General features: G+C 55.5%; 13 protein-coding genes and 5 pseudogenes. 7 read left to right on the top strand and 11 right to left on the bottom strand.

What is annotated here, in order from left to right; translation table 11 throughout:
- Positions 1–7: 7 nt before the first annotated feature.
- The 3 genes and pseudogenes from ABRP86_RS05225 (at position 8) to ABRP86_RS05215 (ending at position 879) form a co-directional block, all read left to right on the top strand.
- Positions 8–235 carry a transposase gene (locus ABRP86_RS05225; RefSeq protein WP_349853819.1) on the top strand — a complete coding sequence of 76 codons (228 nt, stop codon included), beginning with the start codon at positions 8–10 and terminating at the stop codon, positions 233–235.
- Positions 236–362: 127 nt separating this feature from the next.
- Positions 363–617: pseudogene (locus ABRP86_RS05220) on the top strand (IS3 family transposase); the annotation flags it as partial.
- A 63-nt stretch (positions 618–680) separates the two neighbouring features.
- Positions 681–879: pseudogene (locus tag ABRP86_RS05215) on the top strand (hypothetical protein).
- 488 nt (positions 880–1,367) lie between these two features.
- On the opposite strand, the gene ABRP86_RS05210 reads toward ABRP86_RS05215, so the two are convergent.
- Complete coding sequence (locus tag ABRP86_RS05210; protein WP_349862951.1) at positions 1,368–2,702, bottom strand: IS256 family transposase; 1,335 nt, start codon at positions 2,700–2,702, stop codon at positions 1,368–1,370.
- Between the two features lie 480 nt (positions 2,703–3,182).
- On the opposite strand from ABRP86_RS05210, the gene ABRP86_RS05205 reads away from it, so the two are divergent.
- Together ABRP86_RS05205 and ABRP86_RS05200 are read left to right on the top strand one after the other, a co-directional pair.
- A complete protein-coding gene (locus ABRP86_RS05205; protein WP_156905836.1) occupies positions 3,183–3,365 on the top strand; it encodes an integrase core domain-containing protein in 183 nt (60 codons plus the stop codon).
- Between the two features lie 56 nt (positions 3,366–3,421).
- Positions 3,422–4,276 carry a Mu transposase domain-containing protein gene (locus ABRP86_RS05200; protein WP_232208499.1) on the top strand — a complete coding sequence of 285 codons (855 nt, stop codon included), beginning with the start codon at positions 3,422–3,424 and terminating at the stop codon, positions 4,274–4,276.
- 61 nt (positions 4,277–4,337) lie between these two features.
- On the opposite strand, the gene ABRP86_RS05195 is transcribed toward ABRP86_RS05200, so the two are convergent.
- From ABRP86_RS05195 to ABRP86_RS05185, 3 genes are all read right to left on the bottom strand, one after another.
- Positions 4,338–4,688, bottom strand: coding sequence for a hypothetical protein (locus ABRP86_RS05195; protein ID WP_156904619.1), 351 nt, complete (start codon positions 4,686–4,688; stop codon positions 4,338–4,340).
- Positions 4,689–4,693: 5 nt separating this feature from the next.
- The gene (locus tag ABRP86_RS05190) at positions 4,694–5,347 is read right to left on the bottom strand and encodes a hypothetical protein (RefSeq protein WP_023023305.1); all 654 of its coding nucleotides are present in this window, start codon (positions 5,345–5,347) and stop codon (positions 4,694–4,696) included.
- Between the two features lie 227 nt (positions 5,348–5,574).
- Positions 5,575–5,994, bottom strand: a complete 420-nt coding sequence (locus ABRP86_RS05185) for a hypothetical protein (RefSeq protein WP_023023303.1) — start codon at positions 5,992–5,994, stop codon at positions 5,575–5,577.
- A 422-nt stretch (positions 5,995–6,416) separates the two neighbouring features.
- Between ABRP86_RS05185 and ABRP86_RS11645 the strand changes: the two are divergent.
- Both ABRP86_RS11645 and ABRP86_RS11640 read left to right on the top strand, forming a co-directional pair.
- Positions 6,417–6,538, top strand: a pseudogene (locus ABRP86_RS11645) (transposase-like zinc-binding domain-containing protein); the annotation flags it as partial.
- A gap of 37 nt (positions 6,539–6,575) precedes the next feature.
- Positions 6,576–6,711 (top strand): annotated as a pseudogene (locus ABRP86_RS11640) (IS1249 family transposase); the annotation flags it as partial.
- A gap of 250 nt (positions 6,712–6,961) precedes the next feature.
- Here the strand turns inward: ABRP86_RS11640 and ABRP86_RS05180 are convergent.
- The 7 genes and pseudogenes from ABRP86_RS05180 to ABRP86_RS05150 all read right to left on the bottom strand — a co-directional run bounded on the left by ABRP86_RS05180 (position 6,962) and on the right by ABRP86_RS05150 (position 16,176).
- A complete protein-coding gene (locus ABRP86_RS05180) occupies positions 6,962–7,555 on the bottom strand; it encodes a replication protein RepA (RefSeq protein ID WP_349862864.1) in 594 nt (197 codons plus the stop codon).
- Positions 7,556–7,624: 69 nt separating this feature from the next.
- Positions 7,625–7,798 carry a hypothetical protein gene (locus ABRP86_RS05175; RefSeq protein ID WP_349853822.1) on the bottom strand — a complete coding sequence of 58 codons (174 nt, stop codon included), beginning with the start codon at positions 7,796–7,798 and terminating at the stop codon, positions 7,625–7,627.
- Between the two features lie 142 nt (positions 7,799–7,940).
- Positions 7,941–9,286: pseudogene (locus ABRP86_RS05170) on the bottom strand (IS256 family transposase).
- Between the two features lie 277 nt (positions 9,287–9,563).
- The gene (locus ABRP86_RS05165; RefSeq protein WP_349862862.1) at positions 9,564–10,706 is read right to left on the bottom strand and encodes a DUF3322 domain-containing protein; all 1,143 of its coding nucleotides are present in this window, start codon (positions 10,704–10,706) and stop codon (positions 9,564–9,566) included.
- Complete coding sequence (locus ABRP86_RS05160) at positions 10,693–14,064, bottom strand: ATP-binding protein (protein WP_349862860.1); 3,372 nt, start codon at positions 14,062–14,064, stop codon at positions 10,693–10,695. Before ABRP86_RS05160 ends, ABRP86_RS05165 begins: the two co-directional genes overlap by 14 nt.
- A complete protein-coding gene (locus tag ABRP86_RS05155; protein ID WP_349862858.1) occupies positions 14,057–14,707 on the bottom strand; it encodes a DUF4194 domain-containing protein in 651 nt (216 codons plus the stop codon). The genes ABRP86_RS05160 and ABRP86_RS05155 overlap by 8 nt, the downstream gene beginning before the upstream one ends.
- Entirely contained in the window at positions 14,707–16,176 is a 1,470-nt protein-coding gene (locus ABRP86_RS05150; protein WP_349862856.1) for a DUF3375 domain-containing protein, read from the bottom strand. The genes ABRP86_RS05155 and ABRP86_RS05150 overlap by 1 nt, the downstream gene beginning before the upstream one ends.
- Positions 16,177–16,226 lie beyond the last annotated feature (50 nt).

Genomic DNA, 16,226 nt, shown 5'->3' with positions numbered 1-16,226 from the left:
AGAGAGGATGTTCATTGTGAGTCAACAACGCCAGAAATACACACCTGAGTATCGACGCGAAGCCGCGAACCTGGTAATCGAATCGCAGCGCCCAATTGCTCATGTAGCGAAAGAAATTGGTGTCGCACCAGGTCTTTTAGGCCGATGGGTGAAAAATGAGCGTCAACGCCTAAGGATCCTCCGATGGGCTACGCGAAGCGGATCTTCGTGCGGAGAACGCTCGTCTGCGTCGTGAGTTGGCTGAAGCCAAGATGGATAACGAGCTTTTGTCACAAGCGACAGCCTTCTTCGCTTTAAGGCAACGCGAACAGAAAAGTTCGAATTAATGTAGCCAGAGCAAGGCGAACTACAGCATCAAACGCATGGCACGACTATTAAAAGTGTCTCGGTCTGAATACTACAAATGGACCCATATACAGCAGCAACGCTTAACCGGTAAGGATGATCGTGCATCATTTTACAATGATGTTGACCGCAAGATTCATCAGATTTGGAAAGACTCCGATGAGGTCTATGGTGCTCCGCGGATCACCGCAGAACTAGGTGAGCGCTACCAGATCAGTATGAATCGCAAGACTGTGGCCAAGCGGATGCGCCTGATGGGCATTGAAGGGATCTCACCGCGTGCTTTCGTTCCAGTGACAACGATCCAAGCCAAACGTAAATCTGCTCTTCCTGAAGTGTCCCAGGTTTTGTTCCGTTTGAGTAGATGGGAAAATCTGGAACATGCCAAGAAAATTTGACCAGGATGCAAAGGACCGTGTGGTCCGCCTTGTAGAAGACCGCATCTTGACGGAAAACATGTCAATGCACCCCGCGTGCCAGGAAGTAGCTCCAAAGCTGGGGGTTTCATGGCACATAGCTCGTCAATGGACTTAAGTCTGCTCGTCGTGCGGGAAACATCCCAGAGCCTGTTCCTGAAGACTTGGCTGCGGAAAACGCGAGGCTACGCCGCGAAAATCACCAGCTTCGAGATACCAACGAGTTGCTGAAGGCCGCGTCAGCTTTTTCTCCTCACGACCAGGCCCCAAGCCTCGGTTATGATCCGGTTCATCGATAAATACCGGAATTGTTTCTCTGTCGAGTTCATCTGCACTGGCGTTAAAAGAATAACCGGGCTCGCGGGTTTATCACCTCGCGTGGTTATCGCCAGTCCATAGGCCACAGCCCGTGGGCTAAGTGCTCGTCGCCTTCGTGATGGCTGTTCTGGTTGAACGCAGTAGTGCCATTCATCGGGATAATGACGGTGTCTTAAGCGTGCGGACAATGTGGCATGCGCTTCACGGTGATGGAATAGATATCGGTCGTGAACACGCTACCCGGCTGATGCGCCGAGCGTGTCAAGTTGTTTGTGTGTGGGGCTAGGTTTATAGGTATTTGTCGAAGCGGGCGGGAAAGGCTACGGCCATTTGGTTGATGGCTTGTTTCCAGCCGGAAACTCGGGCTCCTTCCACGAGCCTGCTGGCGGTAGCCGAGGCTCGTTTGCCCTGCTTTGCTCTCTTTGCGGCTCGTTTGTCTTCAATGTTGCAGATCATCAACCACAGCGTCTTGAGCGCGGATTCATCGTTAGTGAACTGCACCCTGTTGCGGGTGGCTTTACGCAGCTGGTTGTTAAACGATTCAATGGAATTCGTTGTATAGATGACCTTCCTTGCTGCTGGTGGGAACTGCAAAAATGGCACGAATCTATCCCATGCGTCCTGCCAGACCTTGACCGACTGAGGATACTTCACACCCAGTTCAGACTCGGAAAATTCCTTCAACGCTGCTTCTGCCGTGGATTCGTCAGTAGCCGTATAAACCTTCTTCAACGCGGCTGATACAGCCCGGCGATCCCCGTAGGCCACCCACCGATTCGCGGCACGTATCAGGTGCACGATGCAGGTTTGTACCATAGAGTTCGGCCAGGTTGCCTCCACTGCTTCTGGTAGGCCTTTCAGCCCGTCACAGCAGACGATAAAGACGTCTTTGACCCCGCGGTTAGATAAGTTGGCGCACACGTGTGCCCAAAAGGAAGCACCTTCTTCTTTGGCAATCCACAATCCCAAAATATGCTTGATCCCGTCGAGGTCCACCCCGATTGCCATGTACGCAGACTTGTTAACTACCCGGCCGCCGTCGCGGATTTTAATGCGCAACGCATCCAGGAATATCACGGGGTAGAATTCTTCTAGCTGGCGGTTTTGCCAGATCATGACCTCATCGAGGACGGCATCAGTTACTGCAGAGATTGTTTCATGGGAGATATCAACCCGCATCGCAGTTGCCATATGGTGCTGGATATCCCGAATGGTCATTCCGCCGGCATATAAGCTGACAATCATATCGTCAACATCTGTTAGCCGCCTAGAGCCTTTAGGAACCATGGTTGGGATAAACGTCCCGGCCCGGTCTCGTGGAACATCAATGTTTACTGGCCCGTAGTTAGAATCCACGGTTTTCGGGTAGGTGCCGTTGCGGTGATTGTCTGTTTCAGCAGTAGCTTTAGCTGCTCTATCGCCGGGCTCATAGCCTAGGTGGGCATCCATTTCAGCATTCAAACCCCGGGTAATTGAGGCTTGCAACATGCCCCGAACTAGGTCGTTGGCATCCGTGGTGGACGTGCCTAGCTCATCAATCAGTTTCGCGATTTCTGGGTTAGCAAGCAGCTTCTTTTCAATCGCATCAATCTTGGCCTTATCAGCCGGATCTCGTCTCGCCATAGTAGTCATTCTGGTTCATCTCCTTATGCGGGTTAGGTTCCCACACACAAACCATTAGACACTCTCGATGCGCCTGGCTGGTGTTTCTGGCACAGGCAAAGGCGGATCACCTATCACAACCCGAAAAGCTCACGTGCCGGATCTGCGCCCAGACTTGGTCGATCGTGAGTTCAAAGCCCAGGGCCTTAAACAAGCTGTGGGTGGCCGACATTACCTACGTGCGCATGAAGAAAGGCTTCGGGGTCGGGCCCATGCGCACTGCAGGCATTACCGCTGCAAGCTCTCAATCAAGCGACCCAAGTGTGCGAGGGACACAAGAGGTCTTATTCACCATTCGGATCACGGCTCGCAGTACGTCAGCGTTGTCCACAACGAGCGTCTCGCCCAGCACGGGATTGCCGCTTCCACTGGGACTGTCGGTGACTGAAATGACAATGCTCTGGCTGAAAACGTTAACGGCTCCTCACAAGAGGCGAACTCATCCATAATCGCAGGTGGAATGATGTTGTCGAGGTAGAAATCGCCACATTTGAGTGGGTGTCATGGTGGAACGAGGTAAGGCTCCACCAAAGCCTGGGATACCAAACCCCAGCCGAAGCGGAAACCAAATTGTGGAAGCAGAACCCGCGACAGGGAATAATAGAAACCAAGGCACATGCCTAGGAACAAAACTCGGGGCACTTCACTATGTCGACTGGGCCGGTGACAAAGTGCCAGTGGTGGATCAGGCTAGTGGTGATACTGCATTCAAGGCCTCACTGTTCGTCGAGGTCAACCCATACTCAGGGCTGATGTATGTTACTGCTGCTGCGAATGAGAAGATGCCGGCGTGGATTGAGTGCCACATCAAAGCGTTGAACTATCTCGGCAAAATACCGGCGGTCATCGTGCCGGATAATGCTCCTACGGCGACCTACCGGCCGAAGAAGAAATCTACATATCGAATGGTCACTGACCGCTACGCAGCGTTTGCCGACTATTATGGGGTCACAATTGTGCCGACAAGACCTGGCAGGCCTCGTGACAAAGCGGCAGTAGAACGCGCTGTGAAAATCGTCTACACCAAAATCCTGGGTTACTTCGGCGATGAGGTCTTCTACAGCCTCAACGGCCTTAATGAGGCGATCGCTTATCGCCTTGCTGACATCAACGACACAATGACGCGGGCTGATGGCACAACACGGCGCCTGCGCTTTGAGCAAGAAGAGGCACCGGTGATGCGGGATCTTCCGCCCGCACCGTTTACGGAAGTGTCCTATAAGCGGCTCAAGGTCGATCGCAACTGGCACATCACTTGTGACTACCAGTACTATTCAGTGCCATTTCAGCTGGTAGGAGAATCGGTAACAGTCAGGCTCACCCCGAAGCTGGTGAGCGTCTTCAAAGGGGATCAGCTTGTTGCTGAACACACGCGCCTTCATGGATTTAAGTACCGTTATTCCACTGACCCCAACCATGGGCCCAGTGGCGATGACGAAGGCCACAAGGCGCTTACTCGTGATGAGCTGTTGGCTTGGGCCTCGTCGTTTGGGCCAGCAACGAACACTGTGGCCAAATTTTGGAAGACAGTTTAGCGAGATCCTATCACTTTTTATCAAGTGATTAATAGACTGCTAGCTCCACTTAAAACACCGATCATTCCGCTGCTCGACGAAAGACTATATGGTTATTGGGCCAGAAAAAGTAGCAGATGGCTAGGAACGCCACGACTATTCGCCCAACCAAGCTAGGGAAGAAAGCTGTAATAGCTATCGTTGCAGCAAAGAGGAAAATGGAACGCACACGATGCATCCAAGGAGATACCGCTTTTTCACCCATGATCATGGAAATGCCAAAAAGGATTACTCCCAATATTGAATAGAGCCACAAATATCCATAATTGAAAAAGTGTTCAACTCCATGTTTCTCAATAATATCCGAGGGGAATATAGTGACAAAAGCCCACAGAGATTCTGGAAAGCGAATAAACTTTGGATCTTTATCCATCCGCATTAGTCATCCTCAATCTCTGCGGTAATTGGCGGAAATCCCCACTTAGAGTACCAGGTAATACCTTTACCCTGCGCGACCGCCCCTGTGATTTTAGTAGCAAGATCGACAAAGTAAGTTGCCCCAAGAAGACCGGCAGCGCCAGAAATAGCAGCTCCGATCGGCCCGCCTGCTACAGCACCCCAAGCAAAGAATGCCGCCTCAAGAGCAGCTGGCCCATCCATTGCCGCTGCGGTAAGAGTTGCAGCCGCCCCAACCGTCAGATCGCTATTTGATATGTGGCCGAGCTTGTGATCATATGTAGTGACAATTTTTGGCTCGTTTTCCTTGTGCTGAACAACGCTTTCATCCTCAGCAAGCACTGAGTGGAAAAAACTGACATCTTTGTCTTCGAAACCATAATCACTACGGAGCTGATCATCGTTGAGATCGGACTTGAGGTTACCCTCATCGTCGTAATCAATATGTTCACCGACGTTACTAATTAGCTCAAGCCGCTTTTTCTCTTCAGGAGTGATATCCTTAAGAGACCTATCAAATTGCTCTTCAGACCAAACAGGAGTTTTCTCTGCTTGTTCAACCGTTTCGGCAGAAGCTGCGGGGGCAATACCTGCAGTGATTAGAGACGCAACTGTCAGAAGCGCGACTCGATTCATGATAGAACCTTTCTGTATCGATAGGCGGACCAAATCTATGATACACGCCATCCTGACATCCCGCTTCTCAGATGAGCCGCACCCTACAGCATGTGGAATGCTCTCGCTGGTGGAATGAGAATTAAGGGGTTTCCGATGTCTCATAAATGAGAGTTCTCGCCTATGATGGGTTCAATCACAATGACATTCGCGAATTGCTCCGAGTAGCCAGCACGGCTTGGAGCCATTCAATAAGCCCGACCCCGGTAGCTCCAGGGGCAAGCTCGAAGGTGCTGCGCCGGGCGAAGGAGCCCTCGGCGGGGGGACTGCTCGAACAGCCACCAGGTTTTCCCGTCGGTGAGGATTCCGTTGTAACGGGAACCATCTTGGCTCATGCGGGTAGTGACATAGTCAGCGAGTTGGTTGATGTAGTCCGCGTCGGCGCTCTCGTTGGTGAGCCGCTTTTTTACTTCGATGACAGTGGCGCCGGTGACGATGTCGATTCGTCGGTAAGAACCATCACCGATCTGCTCTTCCAACCGTGGGGTATCCAAGTCGAAGTCGTCGGTAGTCAGCAGGGTCTTGATGTCGGACTGAATGTCAGCTTCAGTGCGCCCAGTGGAATCTGGAGACGCCAGGCGAGCGATCAGGGATTGTGGTGTGGTCATGGCTTTCTAAGGTGGGTAGGTAAGTCTTAGTTGTTGATTCTTTCACGACGTACCCGTAACAAGGGCTGGTTGGCGGCAACCAAATCTTTGATTTGGGCGGCAGCCCAACGAGCCGCAAGGCGAGGCGGGAGAATAAACAGTAACCCGTAGTGAACGGTTTTATTGGTTGATCGGCTGGGGATATAGTTATAAGCCACCTGGGAAAATAGAGAAAACCGCAGGCAAACCCCTGTGGATAGCCAGCCCGGTATCGGTAAATATGGCCTAAACGACAGGATGTGTTGGTGAAGTTATATGTTTAGCCCGTCTGGCCTGCTGGTATTAGGATTATTTCACTTATCCGGAGACATAACGCAGCCTCGGACCTGAAATACCGCCGGGGGCGTGCTGATGTGCTAAGCGCTGAGGTTCACGATGAATGGATGAGTAAGAATCATCCTCGATGCCCCGTCTGTAGCGAGGTGTGCACCAAAATACGGGACTACAAGCACCTATGCACCAGCGATGGCGATGGAACGCCTGTAAAGCCACTGTCACTCGCGCTAGAGGCCGACCCAGGAAAGTGGGCGAATCAGGGCGCAGACCCACGAGCCAAAGCACACACCCTAGCCAACCAAGAAACACAAGCCACCATCGGCCGTGAATACGGCCGACCAGCAACTTTCGACAGTTGCCTACAACCACTCTATGGGAATACGCAAAGGCCACATGCCCTAAACCACGCAGTCCACCAACACAAAATGTCGTTTACCCCGACACGCCAGAAAACAACACATTTTGTCGTTTAACCCGTAAATATGCGCAAGCTGTTTTAGGCAAAAAGAAAGCGCCCCAGAGGGCGCTATTTCTCTGTGTTTGGTTTAGTCGAGTTCGGGGCGCGGTGGCTTCTGCTGAACTGATGGGGAGGTTTTAGTGACTGTAACACCGTCGGTGCTGGCTTCAATTCCTGCAGCGGGCCACACCATCGTTAATTCAACAATGGCTTTTTAATCTCAGCGCGGAAGTGTGCCCAGTCTTGGCCTGTTCGTAGAATCTTGGTGGCGAAGTTTGCGGCGATCAAGTCCCAGGTGAAAGTGTAGGCGTCGCGGTTGTTTTTCGCCAGCCAGTACTGCTTTACCGTGAGCCAGAGATAAAGGTCCATTGCTCGTGGGTTGTTGAGCTCGCGCAGTACATTGAGGTCGATGGGAATGGGTGCTTCGGCAATGTGCTTGAAGAACTGGGGAGTGAGGACAAGTTCTGATTCCATGAAGCTGCCCGGGTTAGGATCGCGTGGGTCGAACCAGAGATTCCAGTCTTCGAGACTTTGGGTGTTGCGACCCCGTGCGTGAACCCCGTCGCCGCTTTGGACAGTGATGAAAGAGCCAGCGATGCGTAGGAGTTGTTCGCGGATATTTCTTAGGTTTCCGGTTGCTCCTCCGGTGCCGCGTCCGGTGACGCCGATTGCTTGAAGGAAGTGGCTCATTGAATGGTCTAGCGGGATGCGTAGGGCTTCTTCATGGGTGCTTTTGCCTTCTTTGAGGCGTCTAGCATTAGCTACGGCGCGGGTGATGATGTAGGCCATGATGAGCTGCGGGTACTTGCCGTAGGGGACTCCGCGTTGGGAAAGAATGGTGATTGTTCCCTGTGGGGTTTAGACGGTGCGGTTGTTTCCCTCGGTTTTGCGGTAAGGGAAGAGCGCTTGGACGAAGAGTTTGGAGGTGTAGCCGACGTCTTGGGTTTGGAGGAGTTCTTGTGTGGCGTCGTATTCTTGCCGGCGGGCTAGTTCTTTGACCGCTTCGAGCTTGGCGCGTGGGGTTGCCCGCAAATCGTGGACACGTAGTAGAGCTACCTCGTGGTTAGGCAGCTATTTTTTCTTCGTTTTTTGGTTTGGGTGATGTGGTTCTCGAAATCGACGGGGCTGACCATCCCGAGGGAGCGTGTCAAGTTGTTTGTGTGTGGGGTTAGGTTTATAGGTACTTGTCGAAGCGGTCGGGAAAGGCCACGGCCATTTGGTTGATGGCTTGTTTCCAGCCGGAAACTCGGGCTCCTTCCATGAGTCTGCCGGCTGTCGCTGAGACGCGTTTGCCCTGCTTCGCCCTCTTGGCAGCTCGTCTGTCTTCAATATTGCAGATCATCAACCACAGCGTTTTCAGCGCTGATTCATCGTTGGTGAACTGCACCCTGTTGCGGGTAGCTTTACGCAGTTCATTGTTGAATGATTCAATCGAATTCGTCGTATAGATTACCTTCCTGGCTGCTGGCGGGAACTGTAGAAACGGTACGAAACGCGCCCAAGCATCCCGCCAGACCTTGACTGAGCGGGGATACTTTTCTCCTAATTCAGAGGCTTTAAATTCGTCTAAAGCAGCCTGAGCTGTGGATTCGTCTGCAGCGGTGTAAATCTTTTTCAACGCGGCCGATACGCCTCGGCGATCCCCGTAGGCTACCCACCGGTTAGCTGCGCGAATCAGGTGCACGATACAGGTTTGCACCATAGAGTTCGGCCACGTTGCCTCTACTGCTTCTGGCAAGCCTTTAAGCCCGTCACAGCAGACAATAAAGACGTCTTTGACCCCACGGTTAGAAAGATTGGCACATACCTGCGCCCAAAATGAAGCGCCTTCTTCTTTGGCGATCCATAGGCCCAAAATGTGCTTAATACCGTCAAGATCCACACCAATTGCCATGTACGCGGATTTGTTGACCACTCGGCCACCGTCGCGGACTTTAATGCGCAGCGCATCGAGAAACACTACGGGGTAGAATTCGTCTAACTGGCGGTTTTGCCAGACCATGACCTCGTCGAGGACGGCGTCGGTGACTGCGGAGATCGTCTCATGGGAAATATCGACACGCATCGCAGTTGCCATATGATGCTGGATATCCCGAATGGTCATCCCGCCGGCGTACAAGCTGACGATCATGTCATCAGCGTCGGTCAATCTCCTCGAGCCTTTGAGGGGCCATAGTCGGCAAGAATGTTCCAGCCCGATCTCTCGGCACATCAACGGTCACTGGCCCGTAGTTAGAATCCACGGTCTTTGGATACGACCCGTTACGGTGATTGTTTGTCCCAGCAGCAGCTTTAGCACTCCTGTCGCCAGATTCGTAGCCAAGGTGGGCATCCATCTCAGCATTCAAATCCCTAGTGATCGAGGCTTGCACCATGCCCAGAACCAGGTCGTTGGCATCCGTGGTGGACGTACCTAGGTCATCAATCAGTTTCGCGATGTCAGGGTTAGCAAGCAGCTTCTTTTCAATCGCATCAATCTTGGCCTTATCAGCTTAGATCTCGTCGTGCCACACTAGTCATTCTGGTCCATCTCCTCATGCAGGCTGGGAACCTACACACAAACCATCAGACACTCTCATGCATTAGGCAACAGCCCTGGAATCTGGTAGTACGTGTTGGCCAGTGCCGTCGGTGTTAGAACTTAACCTAAAATTTTGACTAGAACGAATGCACCGCCGCAGCATCGAGGGCATACCGGTACACCGTAATGATTGGGAAAAGTCAAGTCTCATCTACCTCACCGGTTAAGAGATGGTGGGTCGATCGCATATGGAAATCGCGAAAATAGGCTGCACTACTAAACCTTATGACCTCCGAATATAGATTGAATCTCGTCATCGGCATGCGCGAACGGAATCCGTTCCTGTTCGATGCGTAGCTTGCCTTCGGTGAAAAGGTGGCGATAGGCGCGCTGCTCTTCGGTGGTGAGGTGGCTAAGTGCTGCGGAGCCGTCGCCGGGATCGGGGACCGCGAGGTGGCGGAACGCGGTGACGGTGGCGGTATCCATGAGCAGGGACTCCGTGTGGGGAAAGTGGGCGCGCACGCCGTTGAGGATGCTGAAGCCGGCGGCGTCAAGGTCGCCCCAGTAGGTGATTTCGGCATCGTGGAGCCAGGCAAGGGCGTGAAGTTGGCGGGCGGCATGGCCGGCGCCGAGGATGGCGATGGTGGGTGGGGCGGCATCGGAAAGCAGGGGCAGGGCTAGGAAGGTCTGCTTGTTTTCTACGATGAGAACGCGCGGGGGAGCGGCGGGAAAGAGCTGTGCAGCCTGGGAAAGGGGAACCTCGATATCGGACAGCGCTGGGGCGTGGTTGAGGTAGCGCAGGCGCAGGCGGGCATCGGTGCGGCGCAGCCCCAAATCCGTGATGCCAAAGGGCGAAAGCAGGGCGAGCAGCAGGCGGCGGTGGGTGCCTATCCATTTGCCGTCTACTCCTTCAACTGGGACGGCGCGCTCCCACTCGCCGGAGTCCGGGTGGGCGCGCAGCCAAGTCAAGCATGGTGTCAAGCAGCGCAGATCGTATGCGTTTAGCTCCTTCCACTGGGCATAGGTGCGGTACACGGCGTCGGCGAATGCAGGGGAGTCGGGGAAGATCGCGGCGATGTCGTGTGCGCGCTGTTGCGCACGGGAGTATTCGGCGCTGAGGCCCGCGGCCGCGGCGATACGGGGCGCACCGGTAAGGACCGCGCGGGTGGGAACGGAATTGGTGCCTAGGCCCGTGCGGGACCAATTGCGCGGTTCGTAGTGGATCTCTTCTTGGTGCGGCCAGCGCTGCCAGGCGCGGATGAACTCCTGGGTGGCGGGGACATCGCGCGCGGCGTTGGCGGCCGTTGGCGGGTGCAGCGGCCAATCGATACTCAGCGAATCGGGAGTCGACAAAGCCTTCGCAAAGTGGTTGCGCAGGTATTTTGCCGCATGGGTGTGCAGGTCATTAGGCATCCGCATCGGTGGACTCCGGGGATTCCTGGGAGTAGGAGGTGGCATCGATAAGCGAATAGCCCGTACGCGCCTGCGGGCGGCCTTGGATAATGGGCTCGTCGTAATTGACCACGATGGTGCCATCCACGTACGGCGATAGCGTCTGAATGAGTTTGAATGGCGTTGCCAAAATCATGTGGAAGCCAAAGGACGCAAACACGGACATGGCGGTGCGCGTAAAGGCCGGGTCGGCGCGGTCGAAGGCCTCATCCAAAATGATGGAACCGTAGGTAGGAACGTCCTGATCCGGCTCCGCCAGGCGGAAGCGCAGCGCCGCAGCCAAGCAGAAGAACACCAGCTTTTGGGCCTGGCCGCCGGAAAGAGAGGCGGAATCCTGATACGTATTGGCGGTCGTGCCATCGGGGTAGCACTCGCGGCCGATGAAGCTGACGTGCTTGCGGGTATCCAGAACCAGGTTTCGCCACCGAATATCCTCCGGCTCAGACGAGCCCAAGCGGCTGAGAATCTTGTCCAGGGCGTGGTAGCGCGCTACCGCAGCTTCGGGCTCATCGGCGCTAATCTCCGCCAGGCTATGGGACGTTGCGGCATCGAGATCCCGCTGGAAGTCTTGCACCACCTGGCCCCGGGCATCTTTTACATCAATGCGCAGGGTGCGGTCGCCATTGAAGGGCGTGAGCTCCAGGGACTTATTAATAAACTCCATGCGCTGTTCGATATCGCTACGGGCATGGCGAAGGGAGGAGGCGAGGTGCGATAGGTTTTGCACCGTCGTGCCATTGAGCAGCTCCAAGAACTGAGCGCGAAAATCCGCCAAGCGGTCCGCGCGCAGGAATTTCAGCTTCTCCATGCCTTCGCCGGCGAAGCTGGCCTGTGGCTCCAAATCCGCCGCTTCCGCCGGCCACTGCGATAGGTACTTGTGCAGGACGGAGACAATCTTGGCATTCGTCTCCTCGATGCGGCGCGCGGCCCTGCGCGCGGTTTCTTGCAGGCTGGCCTGTACCTCATCGCGCCGGGCATCGATGTCATCGATGGTGAGTTTTCTTCTGCCCTTGTGCAGAGCCTCTTCGACCGCCTTGGCGATGCCCTGATCCGCCACCGTGGGCACTGTTCCGATGCTCTGGCGCCGCTGGGTGGAGCGGTTCAGCTCGCCTTCCACGTTGCCGAGGTGTTTTTGTGCTTCGTTCAGTTGGGCGCGGGCGGCGGTGAGCTTTTCCTTGGCCTGCTCGTGTGCTGTGGCTAAGGCCTGCGCTTCTGGAGAGGAAGCCAAAGAATCATACTGTTCTTGCAAATCGCGTTTGCGCGCCTCCGCAGAAACGGTATCAATATCCTGGAACTTAGTCTCCAGTACGCGCTGCGCTTTATCGCGCTGCGTGCGCAGGATATCCATCTTCCGGTTGAGCTCGTGGACCTGTTTAGCCATGGCACGAGCAGTGGCTTTCGCTTCCGCCAATTGGGAACGCAGGAGCTCAATCTTGGCAGTATTGGTGGAACCAACTCGGTACCACCGCGTGCCTGTAAAGCGCGTGCGATCATCCTTGATAAAGCGCGTCGAGCCATCCTTGTCCTTAGGCCGGCTTTCCAAGCCATCGCGTGTGACGGCCGGGGTCTTGGTTACCTGTTCGAGCGCCGCCACCGAGTTGACGCATTCGTAGTTAAAACGGCTCGAAATATGGTGGCGCACCCACTGCGCCATGGGGTGATCCTGGAACTCCAATTTGTGGATGAGCTGTTGCGGGCTGCGCGCGGGCGCAGGCGCCGGTGCAAACTCCGGGATAGTGCGGTACTCGAGCCGGGTACCCACATTGCGAGAATTGACCCACTGGTTAATGGCTTCCCGCGCGGTTTCCGGAACGAGCAGGGTGGCGGCGAATCCGTGCAGCAATTTTTGGATCACCGGTTCCCACTCCGCCTGCTGCGGGGCAATATCCAGTAGCTCGCCAGCGAAGGGAAGCTCCGATTCGGCATAGCCAGTATCCCGCGCGAGTTGGGTGCGTAGCTCTACGAGGGCCTTATCTATATTGGTGCGCCGCGAGCTAAATGAGTGCAGCTCACTTTCTAGGCCAGCACTTGTTGTCGCTGCATCGCGGGCGGCCACGCCTGCTTCTTGTTGCTGCTCAGTAAGCAGGGCCGAGTCAGCCTCAAAGTCCTCGATGCGCAGGCGGGCACTTGCCTGTAGCTCGGTGAAGCCCTGCGGGTTGAGCTCAAAGTGATCGGTCCACTGGTCAGCGGCAGCGGCAAGGTGGTGAAACTCCTTGGATCGGTGCTCAATTTCCTTCTCCGCGGTTTCAATTTTGGCTTCTAGCGCGGCCAGCTCGCCAGCACTGAGCTGGGAGACAGCCACCGCGGCGCGTCGCTCGGCATCGTCAAGGTGCTCGACCTCCGCTTCGAGTGCCTCGGCAGCAGAGTGCGCCTCTGCCTGCTGGGAGGTCAGCGCGCGAATGCGATAGTCCAGTTCTTCTGCCACCAAGCGGGCGCGCACCGCCGGCAGCGCCTCATTCATCGCCTCGGCCTTGTGCTTATCCGCCTCCGCGGTGGTGCGCCGGGAGTGCAATTGGGGCAGGGGGGCCAGCGTCTCAATCTGGGCCTTAACATCCTCTACCCGCAGGTATGCCTGGCGCAGATCCTCAAATTGCTCTACCGCTTCCTCCGCCCGCTCGAAAGTAGACGGCGTATCCAGCATGTAGTCCCGGAAAAGCTGGTCCAGGCTGGATAAAGACTTAGCGGACTGCGTGCGGTGAAGCAGGATCTGGCCCTGCTCGCTCTTGATACCCAGCCGTTTGCGGAAGCGATCCGCAAACGTGGTGTACGTCGGGGTAAATGACGCGCCAGGTCCCTTGTACATGGCCTTAATCTTGCGGGTATCCAGGCTGCGGGTGAGCAAGGGGCTGAGCTTATCGATGTCCTCATCTCCCTGCACCACCCCATAGAGCCTCTTAATCTGGCTCACCGAATTTTCACCGCCGTTAAGGCGGAAGATGGCGATGAGGGTGTGCTGCGTGCCAGACCCATTATCGTAGGTCAACGCCACCACCGAGTTTGTTGCGCCCTCACGCAAATACTCCGGGGCGATTTCACCCGTGTGCGCATTTTCTTGCTGCCGCCACGCCCCACGAATATAGGAAACGAGGTTGCGCCCATTATGCCGCCCGAGGTCCTGCTGCGATGCCGCGTTGAATTTGAGGTCCTTTTGCGGCACCAATACCGCCGACATCGCGTCAAGCAGCGTGGACTTACCCGAACCGGATCCGCCGGTGATGAGGAAGCCCTTGCGGGCTACCGGAATGGAAAAGTAGCCGTGAAAAGTACCCCAGTTAATAAGCTGGATACGGCTAATGCGGAATTGGCCTGGATACAGGTTAGTCATCGGAAGCATCCTCCTGGTCGCCCTCGGCTTCTGCGAGGCGGGCGTATTCGTCCCGGATGGCGGTGACCGTGGCGGCATCGAAAAGCTGGCGCAAGACGGGTGATACCTCGTAACGCCCTTCCGTCTCGGTGGCGCTCAGCAGCGAATATTCATTGCGGATGCGTTTAATCGCCGCATTGAAGCGGTTATTGAACCCAGCCTCATCGCGGTTATCAACCGCGCGGACGTAGCCGATGCCCTCCCGGAGATCTTCTACATCCACAATCACCCGTTCACCGGGCAGCGCCAAACCAAGTTCCTGGCGCAGGTTCAGCAGGATGGCGGTATCGATGTGCTTGAGCTTATCCGTGCGCAGCACCTGCGGAATGGACAGTGTTTCCTCTTCTACCATCCGGGTAAAGGCAAACCCTTCTCCTTCATCGACCACCAGCTCGAGGAATACCTCATGCAGGCGGGCGCGCAGATTGTCTTCGTCCGAGATGATGGCGGACCATAAGACAGGTTCCTTGTGCGCACGCACCAGAGGACCTTTCAAAAGCTGCACCAAGGCGCGGCGCGAGTTATAGGTCAGCGATCCTTTATCGTTTTCCCACAGCGGGGGCTCATGCGCGGAATCGACGCGGTGGTTATCAGTAGCGGTCACTACAACTCCTCAACGGTGGTGCTTTCGAAATACATAGTAGGGATATACGCCGCGCGAATGGTCCCATCTTCTTCGGTCCAAGTGACCTTTTCATGGGCATCATGCAAAGCCGGTAGCGGGTGCTGGTCCGCAATGTGTACCAAACCCACGACGCTGGCTAGGCCCTGCGTGGGCGGGTACGCCTGCAATACCTGGCCAATCGTGCACGGGCCCGCCTTGCCGACGGCACCGCGAATCGCCGCATGCAGTTCCTCAAAGTCAATCTCTGACTCGCGCACTAACTCATACAACGCCTCCGCATTCTCTTGGCCTGGCTGGAAGGCCTCCGGTGCTTCCTCCACGACCTCGCGTCCCGGGTTGGCTAGTTGGATGCGCGAGACTGAATGAATGGACATGCCGATGCGCTGCAGGGGCGTTTCCATGCGGTGAAAGGCTTTCAGCTCCGATCCTTGCGCTGCATCAATGGCCATGCCCCGCGCCTCGCGCAGTAGCTCAATCATGCGGCGGTCTTCGGCAAATTGTTCTGAAGAGACATAGTTGCGCAAGCTGCGCGCCAGGCCAGTCATCGTTTGATTGACCTCGAAGCTCGTTTCTTCCATATCGCGGAAGAGATTCTGCAGCTGCCGACGGTTCTCTGGCGCCAGCTCTTGGCCGACCTCGCTTTCTAAAACTTGCTTAATCCACTGATCCAGCCACGCGCTGCGTTCTCTATCCATGAGGTAGGAATAGAACCCGCGGAAGCTGCGCCCAGCGTCCGATTCCGCGATGTGGTCTACACCGCTAAAGATTTCCTCGAGCACTTCGCCGCGGTAACCTTCTGGATCCAGCAGCTGCCGGCGTAGCCTGTGATTGAGGGCTTCGAGTTCATGGCGCACCCTAGCGAAATCGCTTGGCACCGCCATGGCCATGTTCAGCACGTCTTGGACGCGCTCCTCGGTCTCTGCCGCAGTCAGTCGTTCAAACTGACCCAGGTGGGCCTTTTCAATTTCGCGCTCAATGCGGTCTCGCTCCGCCTCTAAGCTGGCGACGCGGCTCGAAATATCCTCATTTGTATCTCGCGCCAAGCGTTGTAGCGCCGAGCCTATAGATTCCACACGCGATGCCGTGACCGTAGTAACCGGCGTTTCCCAACGCTCAACGGCCTCGAGCGCGGACAGTGCTTCCTCGCTTGGTTCCAACGTTTCCCCGCGCGAGCTCTTGCCAGACTTTCGGACTAGCCAACCAGCTTTTACCCAATCATTGCAATAGCTTTGTGGTGTGCGCGGCATCGGGAGCTGACTGGCGAGCACCTCGAAGTCGGTGACCATGAGCTCATATACCTCCGCCGCCGGCCGCGCCCGAGTACCGCGGGGGAAATACTCAGAAATCAGCGCCAAAATCACCGGAGCTTTATCGGCTTGCAGTAACCGCACGGCAGCGGAATCCTTTAATAACCGCCGCAGTGAAAGGGCGCGAGCTTCAACAGACATGATTCGATTGTGTCAGCTACGCCGGACACATGCAGCGGAGGTTGATTCAC

Origin of the sequence: Corynebacterium sp. KPL3927 (genome assembly GCF_040225835.1) — a bacterium.
Classification (GTDB): Bacteria; Actinomycetota; Actinomycetes; order Mycobacteriales; family Mycobacteriaceae; genus Corynebacterium.
Note: the sequence above shows the minus strand (reverse complement) of the source record. Positions and strands in the feature narration are given on the sequence as shown.